We start from the raw sequence: 15,192 nt of genomic DNA, 5'->3' as shown, positions 1-15,192 counted from the left end.
AATAATATCAACCAGCAGAATTTCTCCACACAGGACCTGCTGGGGGTAACTGGCAGTTCTTCATCTCAGCGCGGTGGCGGAGGTTTTGCGGATCGCCGCAAGTCCTTTGGCATGCTTCAACTTCGAGGAGTTGACCCACTCTGTCCATATGCTATTGATCTTATCGTTCTTGCTTCCCTTACCGCCGGCGGACAACGCATCGTACACCAGCGCGGAACCATCGGGAGCGGAAAGCACTCGGATGCCCTGCTTCTTGCCGTGCTTTTTGAGCAACTCGAACGTGGCGCCCCACAGGCGATACGCGACGGTCGGCACATTCTCCCACTTCTTCGTCTTGGACCGCTTTCGGGTGATGATCCCGTCCTTCCAATTCACCTGCGCAGGCAGCAGATCCGACACGTCCTTCTGCGTCATCCCGCAGTTGGCCATCAAGAGTAGATAGAGTCGAAGCGGTTCCGGCGCTGCCTTCAGCACCCCCTTGAGAATATCGAAATCCCATACCTCGATAGCCTGACTCGGCACATTGATCTCCAGATCTTTCGAGTCAATGTTGTTGGGCAATTCGATGACGCTCAGCCCCCACAGCCATTTGATGAATTGTCGGGCGACCTGCATCGCATCACGTGCGGAAGATGCGCTCATCCCGCCGCGCGCGACTTCGCCGAGCAACCGCGCATGAAAATCCGAAAGCGTCACCGCGGTAATCGTCTCGATGGCATTCTGCTTGCCGACGAACTCCCCGAACCGGTTCACGTACGTGCGAATGTTCCGCAATCTCCCCGCCGACTTTTGATCGGCAGCCACCTGCGCGGTCTTGAGTTTGACGAAGGAGTCGATGTGCGACTCGACCGTCTTTTCCTTGGGCAGTTCCACATTGACGCGGCGGTGCGTTTCCAGGGCCGCCTCAATCGTCTTGGCCTCTTCGTAGGTTTTGTTGGGATACTGTTTTTCCCAATGGAGTTTATTTTGATAGGCGAGGGCGATCTTTTCCGCAACTTCAGGGTCTGATTCAAAGAGTTCGGTGGCTTTCGCAGCGGCGCGGAGATCGACGTGGATCTTCTGCCATTCGTCCATCGCCGCCTTGTAACCTTCCGAATCGTATTTTGTCTTGCACTTACCCTTGGCCAGGTAATACGTCTTCCCGTCGGCGTATTTTTTCCAGCAATGCCGGGCTTCATGCCATGTCAGTTTGAATTTCATGACGCTCCCTAGGGCCGCGATGGGCGGTCGGAGCGCCATTATAGATGGGACGGCGTACCTAAGAAAACTCGCCTGTATTAGGTACGAGATCCGGTACGCCGAATTTGGGTTGTGTTTGGGTACATCGTAAGTCCTTGTAAATTAAGGACTTAAACAGCGGGCGAAGGGGCTCGAACCCTCGACATTCACGTTGGCAACGTGACGCTCTACCACTGAGCTACGCCCGCAGCGAGGGGGAAGTATAGCGAAAAGTCAGGCTCCTTTGACGACTGCAATCCATGCGGTGAAAAACGGAAACTCCTGCGAAACCTCGGGAAATCAGTGGTCCTGCACCGGCACGCCCATGCCGCTGCGGTTCGGCGCTGCGGGACGCGGAGGCATCTTGAACGGGTGATCCTTGAGCGCCTGCTGCATCACTTCCACGGCCTTCTCAAGCTGTGGATCGCGGCCACCCGCGGCAAGTCCGCCCTTCATGATGGCGGGATCGTCGATCACCTCGATATCGGGATCGACGCCGTGGCCTTCCACGCCCCACGTGCCATCGAGCTTGAAGAAGCCGAAGGTGGGGGCGCTGATGGAGCCGCCGTCGACGAAGCCGGGATTGCCGCTGATGCCGACCAGTCCGCCCCAGGTGCGCATGCCGATGACCGGACCAAGCTTCTCCTGCTTGAAGAGCCAGGGGAACATGTCGCCGCCCGAGCCCGCGAGCCCGTTGATGAGCATGGCCTTGGGCCCCTGGTGGGAATCCGGCGGCCAGATCTGCTCGCCCGCGTCGCGCCGCGCCCACGCGTTGGTGGCGGGGCGGTTCATCATCTCGATGAAGCGGTTGGGAATCTGCCCGCCGCCGTTCCAGCGCTCGTCGATGATGAGCGCCGCCTTGGAGCGGTTGCCCTGGAACTGGCGCACCAGGTCATTCTGCCCCTCGACGCCGGTGTTGGGCACATAGATGTAGCCGACTTGTCCGTCGCTCATGTGGTCGACCCAGGCGCGGTTGCGCTCGATCCACTCGCGGTAGCGCAGCGGCCCCTCGCCGCTCATGGTGCGCACCGTCACCACGCGCTCGGTGGCGTCGCGCTCGGGTTTGTCCGATACCGTCAGTGTGATGGTCTTGCCGCCGAGGCCGTCGAAGGCGGCCCAGGGATCGAGCGCGGCGTCGACCGGCCGGCCGTTCACTTCGAAGAGGTAATCGCCCGGCTTCACGCCCGCGGCGACCAACGGATTGTGCGCGTCGATGTCCCAGGGGGCGCCCTCGACCAGGTGCGCGAAGCGGTAGACCTTGGTGTTGTTGGCGCCGTCGGCGAGTTCCCAATCCACGCCCAGCATGCCGGTGGTGGCGTACATCGGCGGCGTCTCGATGTCGCCGGGACCCGTCAGGTAGGCGTGTCCGACGTTGAGTTCGCTGATCATCTCAGCGATGATCCAGTTCACGTCTTCGCGCGAGTTGGCGCTCTCGAGCAGTTTGAGGGCGTGCTCGCGCTGGGCCTTCCAGTCCACCTGGTGCATGCCCTCGTCGTAGAACCAGTCGCGCATGATGCGGTTGGCGTCGATGACGATCTGCTTCCATTCGGCGCGCGGGTCCACGTCGACCGTCATCGGATCCGTGATCACGGGCTTGAGCTTGGCGTCGGCCGCGGCGTCGACCACCCCCGCGCCGTTGCCGTGGGGCACCAGCAGCTTCTTGCGGTCGGCGGAGATCTCGAAGGCTCCGCCTTCAACGATGTTCTTCTCCTTCTTCTCCTTGTCGGTCAGGTCGAGCACCTTGATGCCGTCCTTGGCCCGCGCGTAGACCAGCTGGTTCTTGTCGTTGAAGGCGATGGAGCCGTAGGCGCCGGTCTTGGGCGGCAGGACCACCGCGCGTGACTCGAATCCGTCGAGGTCGATCTTGATCGGCGGGGCGGGCTCGGCCTTCTTGTCGTCTTTCTTGTCCTTCTTGTCCTTCTTGGGGTCGGCGTCCTTGCTGCCGTCGGCCTTGGATTCGTCGGCGGCGCCGTTGGATTCCTTGGCCGGAGGAGTCGCCGGCGGATCGAGCGGCTTGTCGGATGGCGGCGAGCTGTCGTCCTTGTCGTCGTCATCATCCTTCTTGTCCGCGGGTTTCGCGTCATCCTTCTTGTCGGCGCCATCCGCGGGCTTGGCGTCGTCCTTCTTGTCGCCATCCTTCTTGTCGGCGTCCTTCTTGTCCTTGTCGGACTTCTTCTCTTCCTCGTCGCTTTCAGGAGGCCAGGGCAGCTTCACATCCTTGCGCAGCGGCACCAGGTAGAGCTGCGACGCGTCGGCGTAGATCCAGGTGGTGTCGAGCTCGCTGTAGGTCGGCGAGAAATTGCGATCGCTGGCGAAGACCAGGTAGTCGCCCTTGCCGTCGAAGGTCGGATTCGCGTCGGAGAACATGCCGCTGGTGACGGGAGTCTTCTCGCCGGTGGCGACCTCGTAGAGCCAGATCCGCGGCGTGTCGCGGTCGCGCTCGCGGCGCGTGTAGGCGATCCAGGCGCCGTCGTGACTGAAGGAGGGATTCGGCGTGACCGCCTGCGGATCCTTGTCGACCAGCACGCGCGTGCCGTCGGCGATCGTGACCATCCAGAGCGATCCGGTCTTGTCGCCGTAGAGCACCTTCTTCGAGTCGGGGCTCCAGACGATGCCATCCTTGAAGGGGCCGCCGTCGGTGGTCAGCGCCTTCTTCTCGCCCTTGCCCTTGGCGGGAATGATGTAGAGCTCGTACTCGCCGGTGGAGTCATCGAAGAAAGCGATGCTCTCGCCGTCGGGGCTCCAGCCCGGGGATCGCTCGGCGACGCCGCTGCTGTGCACAAGGTTGCGCGGCGATCCATTTTCCGTGGGCAGCGTCCAGACATCTCCGCGGGCCGCCACCACCACGCGCTTGCCGGTGGGGCCGATGCTCCAGGACTGGATCGTCTTGGACGCGTCGACATTGTGATGGGTGATCTTGGGCCGATCGCCGGGGATCTGCACAGAGATCGGCCGCGCCTTGGCGGTGCCCAGATCCAGCACCATCAACTGGTCGCCCTTCTGGAAGACCATGTCGCCGGGGCCAGGGCCATGGGGACCGATCGCCGGCCAGCGCACATCCTCGTCGGTGAAGAAGGTGACCTGCTCGCGCTTCTGGGTGCCAAGGTTGTACTTCCAGATGTTCATGCGGTGGCCTTCGCCCTCATCCGACATGTAATAAAGCGAGTCGCCATGCCACATCGGGAAGGAGTCCACGCCCTCCCAATTGGTGACGCGACGGCTCGTGCCGTTCTTCAGGTTGTAGAGCCAGATGTCGGTGGCCATGCCGCCGCGGTAGCGCTTCCAGGTGCGCGTATCGACGGAGTGCGGCGTGTAGGCCAGCCACTCGCCGTCGGAGGAGATCGATCCATTGGCGCCGTAGGGAACCGGCAGAGGCTCGGGCATGCCGCCGCCGGCGGGAACCTTGAAGAGCCGCATCATGCGACCGAGGCCGCCGAGGTCCGTCGTGGTCATGATGATGTTGCCGTCCGGAGTCCATTCGCAGAGACCCTCGGTGCCGGGATGGTGCGTGACTCGGTAGGGCTGGCCGCCGCCCGCGGGGATCGTGTAGATGTCGCGGTTGCCCTCATAGCCGCCGACGAAGGCGATGCTCTTGCCATCCTGGGAAAACTTCGGCATGTTCTCGGTGCCGGGCGCGTTGGTCAGCGGTCGGGCCACGCCGCCATTCTTGTCGACGATCCAGAGATCATTGGCGAAGGAGAAGACGATGTCATTGGGCCCGAGATCGGGGTAGCGCAGCATTCCGGCCGGGGGCGATTGCGTGGCGGCGCCGGCGGGCGCGCTTTGAAAGGGGGCGGCGGACAGCGCGCAGACGGCGATGAGGGCGATGGAGAGCATGGGGTGAGTTGTAGCCAAAAATCATTGAAATGGGGCTGGAAAATGGCCGTGTGGAAAGATTTTTTCGCAGCCTATTCGCCGACGCCGCGGTCCAGCAGGGAGGCCACGCTCCAGGCCTGCGCCGCGCAGCCTCCGCCTCGCTGGGGCGGGTCCCCATCTGTGACTTCGAAGACTTGCCCGAGGCAGTTGCGGGAGAGCTGCGCTTCGAAGGGCCTGTGCAGATCAGCAACGCGAGCGGATTGTCCGAGCGTCCGCATCGCGCCGGCCAGGGGCCCGAGGAGCCAGGGCCAGACGGTGCCGTTGTGGTAGGCCCGGTCCCGATCTTCGACCGCTCCGCCGAAGCGGCCGACGTAGCCGGGGGAATTACTGGCCAGGGTGCGGAGGCCCAAGGGCGTATGCAGTTCGCGCTCGACGCGCGCGACGATCCGTTTCGCAATCGCGTCAGGCACCAGCGGTGCGAGGGCTTGAATGGCGAAGAGCTGGTTCGGGCGCAGCGAATCATCCGCGCCATCCGGCCCGTCCAATGTGTCGAAGAGTCGATCCTGATCGGGATGGAGGAACCGCGTGAAACTACGCCGCGACTTGTCCAGGGCGGCGCTCCATGGGCTCGCGTCCTTCTTGAGCCGCGGCGCCCACTCGATGAGCGTGGCGAGCAGACCGCACCAGAGCGCGTTGATCTCGACCGGCTTGCCCATGCGCGGCGTGATGACTTTCGCGCCGAGCTTGGCGTCCATCCAGGTGAGTTGCGTTCCCGGGTCCGTGGCGATCAGCAGTCCGTCGGTGGGATCGATGCGAATGCCGTGGCGCGTTCCCTTTGAAAATGCGTTGAAGATGCTCTCAAGCGCCGGGAAGAGATCGCGGGCGAGCTCGAAATTCCCCGAGGCGTTCACGATGCGCCGCGCGGTGGTCGCCAGAAGCAGCGGGGCGTCCACGCTGTTGTCCATCCAGGCTTCGCCGGGCGAAGGAAATCGGTTGGGCAGCAGGCCATCCTTCTCGAATTTGGCGAGCGAGCGAACCATCGACGCAGCTTCTTCAAAGCGGCCCGTCTCAAGGCAGAGTCCCGGCAGCGCGATCAGCGTGTCGCGGCTCCACTGACCGAACCACGGGTAACCGGCGATGACGCCGCTGCCGCGCGAGCCGTCGGGAAGCGTGCGTTCGATGATGAATTGATCGGCGGCCAGGGCCAGCCGCCCGCGAAAGGGATCCGATTCGGCCTTGGCCAGTGCGATCAGCGATCGGCTTCGCGCCGCCGCGGCGTTGATGATGCGCCCCGCCTCGCCTTCGGGTTCATCGCGCGTGCCGGCGGTGAAGCCGCGGGTCTCGCCGGGCTTGATCGTGAGCCGGATCACGCCGGCGCAGCAATGCGCGTCCACGAAGTCGTAGCCCAGCGCCTGCTCGGCGGGCAGGAAATAATTTTCATACCAGGAGCCGTCGGCGGCGCCCGCGCCTCTATCGGCCTGAAGGTGAAGGTCCCGGCCTTCCCCCGAAGCGTGATCGAACGACACCTGAAGACCGCGAGCGCAGCCGGCGATTCGAGGAACGAATGCCTTGGGTTTTGTCAGTTGATTGTGCAGCCGGTGGTTCACCAGGCACTTCAGCTCTAGCTCGACCGGTTGCTTCGCGTCGCGCAGCGCGAAGACGATTGCCACGGTGTTCCTTCCGCGGGCCATGGCGATGCGCTCCTCCAGAATCGCCGAGCCGATCTTCCATTCGCGCACCACGATCGAACCGTCGAGCCAGACCCGGCTCAAGCAGGTGAGGCCCGGTGCGTCCATGCCGGTGGTCCACTGATTTGCGGTGAGCGAAGTGCGCGTTCCGCCGGTCGTCGCGGTGACTTCCACTTTTGACACCAGCAGCGTCCGTCCCTCGGGGGGATCCGTGGCCGCGACCAGCAGTCCATGCCAGCGACGCTGCAGCGCGCCGCTGACCGTGCCGTAGGAGTAGCCGCCGATGCCGTTGGTCGAGAGCCACTCCAACCCGGCCGCGCTCGCGGCGTCAGGCCAGTCGGTGGGGCGGAGTTCAATGAAGGGTTTCAAGGGTTCCGCCATGGGATGTGACTCGTGGCGCCGATGAGGCGCGGCGGAAGGAAACTAGGACTTGGTCTTCTCGGATTCGCCGCGGCGGCGCTGCAGCTCCGCGATGACGAACTCGGACATGTAACCATCCAGCACCTTCTGCGGATTGCCCACTTCGTAGCCGGTGCGGTGGTCTTTCACTCGGTTGTCGTAGAAGACGTAGCTGCGGATCTGATTGCCCCAGTCGCGGGTCACCTTGCCGCCGGTGGCGGTGGCCAACTCGGTGGCGCGGCGCTCCTCCTCCAGCTGCTCCAGTTTGCCGCGCATCACCGCCATGGCCTGCTTCTTGTTCTGCGACTGGTCGCGGAAGGTGCTGGCCACCACTTGCAGCCCGGTGGGGATGTGATTGATGCGCACGGCGCTGGCGACTTTGTTCACGTTCTGGCCGCCGGGACCGGAGGCACGCACGAAGGCGATGATCTCCAGGTCCTTGGCGGGAATCTCAAGGTCGTTGTCCTCGAACTCGGGGGTCACGTCGACGGTGGCGAAGCTGGTCTGCCGCTTGCCTTCAGCGTTGAAGGGGCTCACCCGGGCCAGCCGGTGCGTGCCGCGCTCGCAACTCATGTAGCCATAGGCAAATGGCCCGGTGATGCGGTAGCCGACTTCGCTCACGCCTGCCTCGGCGCCGGGAATGCGGTGCATTTCCTCGGCCTTCCAGCCCATCTCGCTCCAGTAGTAGAGGTACATGCGCTCCAGCATGCCCGCCCAATCCTCGGCCTCGGTTCCGCCGGCGCCGGCGTTGATGTCGACGAAGCAGGCGCGGTGGTCATGCTTGCGGCCCAGCAGGCTCTGCGTCTCGACCACGGCCATGCGCTGCTGCAGGCGGAAGAGCGACTCGTCCGCCTCCTTGAGCAGGTCGTTGTCCCCGGCTTCCTTGGCCATTTCGTATCCGACCTTGGCGTCGTCGAAATCCTTGATGACCTGCTCGAGCGGATCGATCTGCGAGCGCACGAGCTTGAGCTCGTTGATCACCTTCTGGGCGGCCTTCTGGTCGTTCCAGAAATCCCCCTCGCCCATTTGCGTATTCAGATTGGCGCGTTCCTGCAATTTTCTGGGGTAGTCAAAGAGAGTCGCGGATGGCTGAGATCCGCGCCTCGAGTTCGTCGATCACCGGCTGGTGGGCGTCAAAATGCATGGGATGAGTGTAGCGAACGGCGGCGAATTGACGCGTGTATCTTCCGGCGATGCAGGTCTCATCGCACATCGCCCGCCTGAAGGAAAGTGCCACGCTGGCGGTGGCGGCGAAGGCGAATGCACTGAAGTCGGCGGGAAAGCCGGTGATCAATTTCGGCGTCGGCGAGCCGGACTTCGACACGCCCGCCAACATCCGCGAGGCCGCCAAGCGGGCCCTTGACGCCAACGTGACGCGCTATGCCCCGACCGCCGGCGACAAGCCCTCGCGCGAGGCGGTCGCCAGGAAATTTCGCGAGGAGAACGGCATCGCCTGCCGCGCCGAGGACATCACGCTGACCGCCGGCGCCAAGCACGGCGTGTACATGTCCTTCGCCGCCATCCTGGAGCCCGGCGCCGGCGACGAGGTGATCCTGCCGACGCCGTCGTGGGTGAGCTACCGCCCGCTGATCGAGCTCTCCGGCGGCGTGTGCGTGGAAGTGCCCTCGAGCGTGGAGACGAATTTCAAGATCACGCCCGCCCAGCTCGAGGCGGCGATCACCCCGCGCACCCGGGCGATCATGCTCAACAGTCCGAGCAATCCCTGCGGCACGGTCTACACGACCCGGGAGTACGCCGGATTGATCGATGTGCTGGCGCGTCACCAGGAGATCACGGTGGTGAGCGATGAGATCTACGAAAAGCTCATCTACCCCGAGATCGAAGCGGGCCTGAAGCACGTCAGCCCGGGCAGCGACCCGCGCCTGGCCGAGCGCACGATCACCATCAATGGCATGAGCAAGGCCTTCGCGATGACGGGCTGGCGCGCGGGCTACCTGGTGGCGCCGGGCCGCGACGGCATGCTGGCCAAGGCGATCATCAAGCTGCAGGGGCAGATGACCAACTCGATTCCGAGCTTCATCATGCCGGCGATCGTCGAGGCGCTGAACAACTCCGCGCCGGGGGTCGAGACGATGCGCAAGGCGTTCGCGGGGCGGGCGGTGCTGGTGCACGGTCTGCTCTCCTCGATCAAGCGCTTCAAGACGGTGAAGTCGACCGGCGCCTTCTATGCCTTCCCCTCGATCGAGGCATGCTTCGGCTTGACGACCAAAGGGGGGCGGAAGATTGACTCGGCCCAGGCTTTTGCCGAGTCCTTGCTGGAGGAGTCCTTCGTGGCCATCGTGCCCGGCGAGGATTTCGGCGAGTGCGCCCGAAGGAACATCCGCATCAGCTTTGCCTGCTCGGAGGCGGATCTGCGCGAGGGCATGGAGCGGATCCGAAATTTCGTCGAAGCGCTCTCCTGAATCAGGAAGCGCCCGAGGCCGCGTGCGAGCGAGGCGCCATGAAAATCAACAGCATGAAGATTGCGTAGAGGCCGCTCAGGAATCCGCGAAAGAGCGGCATGGTCAGCCCCACCGCCGGCCAGCAGAGCATTTCAAGCGGCGCGTAGATGACGGCGGCGACCGCGATCGGAACCAGCGTGGCCAGCAGCGGGGCGGCCTTGCCCTGAATTCCAGGTATGAGCGCGCCCGCCCAAGCGGCGATCGCGGCGCTTAGGACAATCGGCAGCAGGATGGCGCCGGCTCCGGGCGCGACAACCGACACGACGACATTCAAGAGTGCCATCAAACCCCAGACGCCGGACCAGCCGCTCCAGGGCAAGTTCGAGCGAAGCAGCACCTTCGAAAAAAACCAGGACACTGGAACGCAAAGCGTCCCCAGGCCGATCGCCACAAGCATTCCGTGTGGAGGCCAGTACGCCGCGGCAAATTTCATGGGCCAGGGGGGAGTCACGCCCGGGTTCTGTTGTGACAGCAGCGCTTCGGCATAGGGCAGACCGAAGAAACCCGCTCGTTCCAGAATCCAGGAGATGCAAAAGACCACTGTGAGGGTTCCCGCGAATGCCAGCAGTGCGGCGAGCGAGCCCTTGAAGATGTCCTTGATGGGATGCGCCTGGCCGGCGCCCCTCTCCCGGCGATCACAGCGCGCGGCCCAGGGGCCGATCGCGATCACGCCAATGGCCGCGAGCAGCGAAAGCACCATGCCCAGCGAAGCCGGCCACACCAGCACGAATCTCCCGAACAGATCCAGAAAGACGGCGCGATCGGAGGGGAAGGCGTCCGCAGGCAGGGCAAGCAATCCCCGCAGCGCCTCGGTGGCCATGTCCCCCTCGTGCTGAAGTGAGGCGAGGTTGACGGCGTCGAAAGTGTCGGCGGCGGTGTGGTAACGCTCCACGCCGCCGGCGCAGGCGATGTTGATGCCGGTGATGCCGCGTTCCAGAAACACCGAGAGGTCGGTGCCGTTGGGCATGCGCCGATAGACCTCCGCGAAGAGCGAGCCCATGACCGGGCGCGCGATGTGCGGAGCGATCGCCCGGATCAGCGCCAGGTCGTTGGGACCGGTCTCAAAGAGTTGCGCCGGCCCGTCGCCTCCGCGGTTGTCGATGTTGATGACCGCGGCGATGTCGTTGGCCATCGGATGATTCTGCGCGAAGAGTTTCGCGCCCAGCAATCCCGCCTCTTCGCCGTCGGTGATCAGGATCACAACGGGGCGCTGCGGCTTCGGACCCGCGGCGAGCATCCGCGCCGCCTCCAGGCAGACCGCGACGCCCATGCCGTTATCCGCGCCGCCGGGGGCGACCGCGACCGAATCAAGATGCGAGACCAGCAGGATGGCGGGCAGCGCCTGGCGTCCCTCGATTCGCGCGAAGATGTTCCGGATGGTCGCCTCGCCGCGGCCGGGCACCTTCACGGTGGCGCTCTGCTCCATCGGCGCGAGACCCATCGCGGCGAAGGCCTCCTTCAAGCGAGAGGCTGCTGCGGCGTTGGCAGCGCTGTTGACGGGCCGGGGCTCCTCGCCCAGCGCGGCCCGCGCCGCGGAGAGCGCGCGGAGCGCGGAAAACCCCGGAGCATTTGCGGGCTGGACCGCGACCGCACGCAGCGAGAGCCAGGAGACGAAGGAGATCGCCGCCACAACAAGTGCGGCCGCGCTAATGCGCAATCTGCGCGAAGGCCACGCGACCGCGGAAGGTGTGAACGAATTGGTGGGGGAGCGGCCTTCGGTCGAAGGCCCGCTCACGTGGAGCCGATGGTGACGGGAACCGGCATGCCGCGCGTCTGGTAGTTGGGCGCCAGGGCAATGTTCAGAGGCAGTCGCTTGCCGTCGGGGTCGCGCGGAATGTTGTCATCGTCGATGATGCGCTGGATCGCCATGATCCCCTCGATCAGCATCTCGGGACGCGGCGGACAGCCGGGCACGTAGACGTCGACGGGTATGAACTGATCGACGCCCTGCACCACGGCGTAGGTGTCGAAGACACCGCCCGTGCTGGCGCAGGCGCCCATCGAGATCACCCACTTGGGCTCGGTCATCTGCGTATAGATGCGCTGCAGCACCGGCAGGCACTTCACGCTCACGCGTCCGGCCACGATCAGCAGATCGGCCTGGCGCGGGCTGAAGCGCATGACCTCGGCGCCGAAGCGCGAGAGATCGAAGCGGCTGCACGCCGTCGCCATGAGTTCGATGCCGCAGCAGGCCGTGGCAAAGGGCAGGGGCCAGACGCTCGAGCGCCGTGACCAGTTCACGATGCGCTGCAATTGCGTGGTCAGGATGCTGTCGCTTGGCAATGCGGTTTCGATGCCCATGGGGGCCTCATCCTAGGTCCGGAGAGGCGATCAGACCAGCCGACGGCAAAGTTTTGACGCCGGCTCAAGTCGCCCCCGATTCGATCCGATCTCGCAGTTGGCGGGTTCATTACGGCGCAAAATGCCCGCTCGGTCGGCTGTAAATCATTGATATCGGGCAATTTCCACCTTATTCTGATCCGCATGTCCCATGCGGGCTTGCGGATGCGAATGGCGGACTTGATAGTTCGGACGGGATCGAAGGCAACGAGGCACCGAAACTCACATCCAATGAAGAATCTTCGAATCATTTCGGCCCTGTTCCTGCTCGCGGCCGCCGTCGATGCGCAGGCACCGGCCCAGGCCACGGCCAAGAGCGCGCCGGCGACCACGGTCAGGGGTGCCACGGAAAAAGGCGCGGACAAGAATCCATCGCCTCCGACCGATTCCGATGTGCTCAAGGCGACGATGAAGCTGGTTCCCAAGCTTCGCAAGAGCGAGACCCGGCACTACGTCATCCTCTCCGACACCTCGCCCGACGACAACACCATGATCGGCTCGCTGCTGGAGTCGACCTACCAGAAGTACTCCGATGTCTGCGACGCGCTGGAATGGAGCCCGAATCCGCTGCGGCACAAGCTGGTGGCGATCGTCTTCCGCGACCAGCGCGACTACACCGACTTCTCCACCCGCAACGACAAGGTCAACAAGCCCTGGGCGGCCGGGTACTACAGCCCCATCGCGGACCGGCTGGTTTTCTACAAGGCCGACAGCAGCGACGAGGTGAAGAAGGCGATGAAGCAGCTGGGCGAGCAGTCCCGCAGGGTCCAGGAAGCCCAGCAGCGGCAGCAGGCCCAAGGCGACGCCCTGCACAACGGGCAGGAAACCTCGCACATTCAGCGGCAGCTGGCCGCGGAGAACAACCGGATCAAGGACGCGGTCGCGGGAAGTTTCATCAGCACTGCAGTGCACGAGGCGGCCCATCAGCTCTTCTTCCACACCGACATCCAGCGGCGCGGCGCCTCCTATCCGCTCTGGCTCGCCGAGGGCTTGGCGACGAATTTCGAGACCGAGCGCACCGACATTCCCTTCGGCTACCAGTACGACAACTGGCGAAGGCGCGATGCCTTCAAGCTGGCCTTGGACAAGGACAGCATCGTCCCCTTCGAAGTGCTGCTTTCCCAGGATCAATTCTCCGACGGCTCGGAGTCCAACGAAGCGGTCGGGTTCTTCTACGCCCAGGCCTATGTGCTGACCAACTGGATGCTGCGCGAGCGGCCGACGGAGCTCCGCCAGTACCTGGAATCGCTGCGGGACGGCTCCTACGCCTCGGCGGATACGCGCAAGGAAAAGTTCGAGGCCATCTTCGGACCCTTGGCCCGCGTCGAGCGGAACTGGATCCGCTACGAGGGGCGCCGGCAGAAGGACTTCCTCACCTCCGCCTACAGCAAGCGGGTGATGGCGAAGGCGGCCAAGACGACGAAGGCGCCCAGCGCTCCGACGGCGGTCCCGGAAGTCACGGGAGAGTCCGCCGGCGCCGCGCCGCCGACGCACGCGCCCAGCACCGATCCGCCTTCGATGAAGTGAATCGCCGCGCGTCCCCGAGCCGGCGCGTGTCTGCTCACCACCGTCGAAGTCAACCGCGCTCCGCTACCATCGGGCGGCCATGTCGTTTCGTCGACGATTCATCGCCCTCGGCGTCCTGGTGCTGCTGGGATTCGCGGCCATCTTCTGGATTGCCAACACCACGCTCTCCCGCGTCAAGGTCAATGGGCCGCTCTATCAGATGCTGGCGCGGGACAAGGACGTCATCGGCGACATCCTGCCGCCGCCCCAGCTGATCGTCGAGCCCTACCTGATCGTCTGCCAAGTCAACGCGTCGCCATCGACCGACGTCACGCGCGATCTGCTGGCGCTGCTGGGGGAAAACGAGAAGGTCTACCGCCAGACCCACGAGCAGTGGGCACGCAGGCTCTCGGTGCACGCTCCCGGCAACGACGGCGTGCTCGCCCGCGAGCTTCTTGAGGAGTCCTATCGAAGCGCCGACGCGTTCTTCCGGATCGTGGATGGCGAGTGGAAGGGCGCCGTCGAACGCGGCGACCATGCCGCGGCGCAGGCGATCACCGCGGACCGGCTGGATCCGCTCTACGCAGCCCACCACGCCTCGATCCTGAAGGCGGTCGCCGCCGCGCAGGCCCTGGTCGAAGCCCATGAGCGCGAGGCCCGCGAGGAGGTCGCCCGCGGCCAGTGGTTTCTCGTCGGCGCCAGCGTGCTGACGCTGCTGCTGGTCGTGATCTTCGGCGGATTGCTTGTGGAGCCGGCGCTGAAATCCCTGGCCACCATCAACCTGCGCATGCAGACGATGGCGGAGGCCGACGCGGATCTCACGGCGCGGCTGGACATCCGCACCCGCGACGAGGTCGGCGCGCTGGCCGGCAGCATCGACCGCTTCGTGCAGAAGATCGCCGGGGCGATGGGGGGCGTTCGCGGTGCGACCGACGCACTGGGCGGCACCGCCGTGCAGATGCACGCCACCAGCCGCCAGCAGGAGACCGCGATCCACAACTTCGGCGCCGCGACCACCGAGATCGCGGCCGCGGTGCGCCAGATCAGCGTGACCGGAGGCGAGCTGTCCGGGGCCATGGGCGAGGCGGAGGCGGTCGCCAAGCATTCCGCCGGACTGGCAGCGGCCAGCCGCGCGGGCCTGGCCGACATGCAGTCCGCGATGCAGGAGCTGCTGGGCCAGAGCGGATCGATCTCCGAGAAGCTGGAGGACATCAAGGCCCGGACCCGGGACATCACCGGCGTCGTGGTCACCATCGCCAAAGTCGCGGACCAGACCAATCTGCTGAGCGTCAACGCGGCGCTGGAGGCGGAGAAGGCGGGCGAGCATGGGCGCGGCTTCCTGGTCGTCGCCCGCGAGATCCGCCGGCTTGCGGACCAGACCGCCTCGGCGACCCAGGACATCGAGCACACCGTCCGGCAGATGCAGGGGGCCGTGACTGAGGGCGTGACCGAGATGGACAAGTTCTCCGCGCAGGTCGCCCGCAGCGCCGCCCAGGTCGAGAGCATCGGCGTCACGCTCTCCAGCATCATCGAGAGCGTCGAAGTGATGAAGGAGCGCTTCATCCACGTCAGCCAGGGAATGGGCAGCCAGAACCTCGGCGCCCGCCAGATCAGCGAGTCGATGGTCAACCTCTCGGAGAACGTGAAAGTCACGGCGCGGTCGCTGGGCGAGTTCACCCGCGCCGCCGACCAGCTCAAGCACTCCGTGGGCGACCTCAACGCCGCCATCAACCGCTTCCGCGTGTGAAGGTTTTCGCCGCGGA

8 protein-coding genes, 1 tRNA gene and 1 pseudogene are annotated in these 15,192 nt (G+C 64.8%); 3 read left to right on the top strand and 7 right to left on the bottom strand.

Translation table 11 applies throughout. The features are described from left to right. Window positions 1-60: 60 nt before the first annotated feature. From K8R92_12490 to prfB, 5 genes and pseudogenes are all read right to left on the bottom strand, one after another. Window positions 61-1,200, bottom strand: a complete 1,140-nt coding sequence (locus K8R92_12490; protein ID MCE9620708.1) for a hypothetical protein — start codon at window positions 1,198-1,200, stop codon at window positions 61-63. Window positions 1,201-1,355: 155 nt separating this feature from the next. Then, a tRNA-Gly gene (locus tag K8R92_12485) sits at window positions 1,356-1,427 on the bottom strand. A gap of 91 nt (window positions 1,428-1,518) precedes the next feature. Continuing rightward, window positions 1,519-5,055, bottom strand: coding sequence for a PDZ domain-containing protein (locus K8R92_12480; protein MCE9620707.1), 3,537 nt, complete (start codon window positions 5,053-5,055; stop codon window positions 1,519-1,521). Window positions 5,056-5,126: 71 nt separating this feature from the next. Beyond that, window positions 5,127-7,103 (bottom strand): amylo-alpha-1,6-glucosidase, encoded by a 1,977-nt coding sequence (locus tag K8R92_12475; GenBank protein ID MCE9620706.1) that lies wholly within the window; start codon window positions 7,101-7,103, stop codon window positions 5,127-5,129. A 42-nt stretch (window positions 7,104-7,145) separates the two neighbouring features. Further along, a pseudogene (gene prfB, locus K8R92_12470) lies at window positions 7,146-8,265 on the bottom strand (peptide chain release factor 2). 49 nt (window positions 8,266-8,314) lie between these two features. Between prfB and K8R92_12465 the strand changes: the two are divergent. Further along, window positions 8,315-9,544 carry a pyridoxal phosphate-dependent aminotransferase gene (locus K8R92_12465; protein MCE9620705.1) on the top strand — a complete coding sequence of 410 codons (1,230 nt, stop codon included), beginning with the start codon at window positions 8,315-8,317 and terminating at the stop codon, window positions 9,542-9,544. A gap of 1 nt (window position 9,545) precedes the next feature. On the opposite strand, the gene K8R92_12460 is transcribed toward K8R92_12465, so the two are convergent. Together K8R92_12460 and K8R92_12455 are read right to left on the bottom strand one after the other, a co-directional pair. Beyond that, window positions 9,546-11,240 (bottom strand): M20/M25/M40 family metallo-hydrolase, encoded by a 1,695-nt coding sequence (locus K8R92_12460; GenBank protein MCE9620704.1) that lies wholly within the window; start codon window positions 11,238-11,240, stop codon window positions 9,546-9,548. 74 nt (window positions 11,241-11,314) lie between these two features. After that, window positions 11,315-11,884 (bottom strand): NADH-quinone oxidoreductase subunit B, encoded by a 570-nt coding sequence (locus K8R92_12455; GenBank protein ID MCE9620703.1) that lies wholly within the window; start codon window positions 11,882-11,884, stop codon window positions 11,315-11,317. Between the two features lie 270 nt (window positions 11,885-12,154). Between K8R92_12455 and K8R92_12450 the strand changes: the two genes are divergently transcribed. Continuing rightward, window positions 12,155-13,450, top strand: coding sequence for a DUF1570 domain-containing protein (locus K8R92_12450; GenBank protein ID MCE9620702.1), 1,296 nt, complete (start codon window positions 12,155-12,157; stop codon window positions 13,448-13,450). A 79-nt stretch (window positions 13,451-13,529) separates the two neighbouring features. Continuing rightward, the gene (locus tag K8R92_12445; protein MCE9620701.1) at window positions 13,530-15,176 is read left to right on the top strand and encodes a methyl-accepting chemotaxis protein; all 1,647 of its coding nucleotides are present in this window, start codon (window positions 13,530-13,532) and stop codon (window positions 15,174-15,176) included. The last annotated feature ends 16 nt before the right edge of the window (window positions 15,177-15,192 follow it).

It is taken from the genome of Planctomycetota bacterium (genome assembly GCA_021414025.1).
Classification (GTDB): Bacteria; Planctomycetota; Phycisphaerae; order Phycisphaerales; family SM1A02; genus SYAC01.
Note: the sequence above shows the minus strand (reverse complement) of the source record. Positions and strands in the feature narration are given on the sequence as shown.

Coding starts and splice junctions, on each gene's coding strand:
- K8R92_12490 (MCE9620708.1), bottom strand. CDS start 1,200: ATGAAATTCAAACTGACATGGCATGAAGCCCGGCATTGCTGGAAAAAA.
- K8R92_12480 (MCE9620707.1), bottom strand. CDS start 5,055: ATGCTCTCCATCGCCCTCATCGCCGTCTGCGCGCTGTCCGCCGCCCCC.
- K8R92_12475 (MCE9620706.1), bottom strand. CDS start 7,103: ATGGCGGAACCCTTGAAACCCTTCATTGAACTCCGCCCCACCGACTGG.
- K8R92_12465 (MCE9620705.1), top strand. CDS start 8,315: ATGCAGGTCTCATCGCACATCGCCCGCCTGAAGGAAAGTGCCACGCTG.
- K8R92_12455 (MCE9620703.1), bottom strand. CDS start 11,884: ATGGGCATCGAAACCGCATTGCCAAGCGACAGCATCCTGACCACGCAA.
- K8R92_12450 (MCE9620702.1), top strand. CDS start 12,155: ATGAAGAATCTTCGAATCATTTCGGCCCTGTTCCTGCTCGCGGCCGCC.
- K8R92_12445 (MCE9620701.1), top strand. CDS start 13,530: ATGTCGTTTCGTCGACGATTCATCGCCCTCGGCGTCCTGGTGCTGCTG.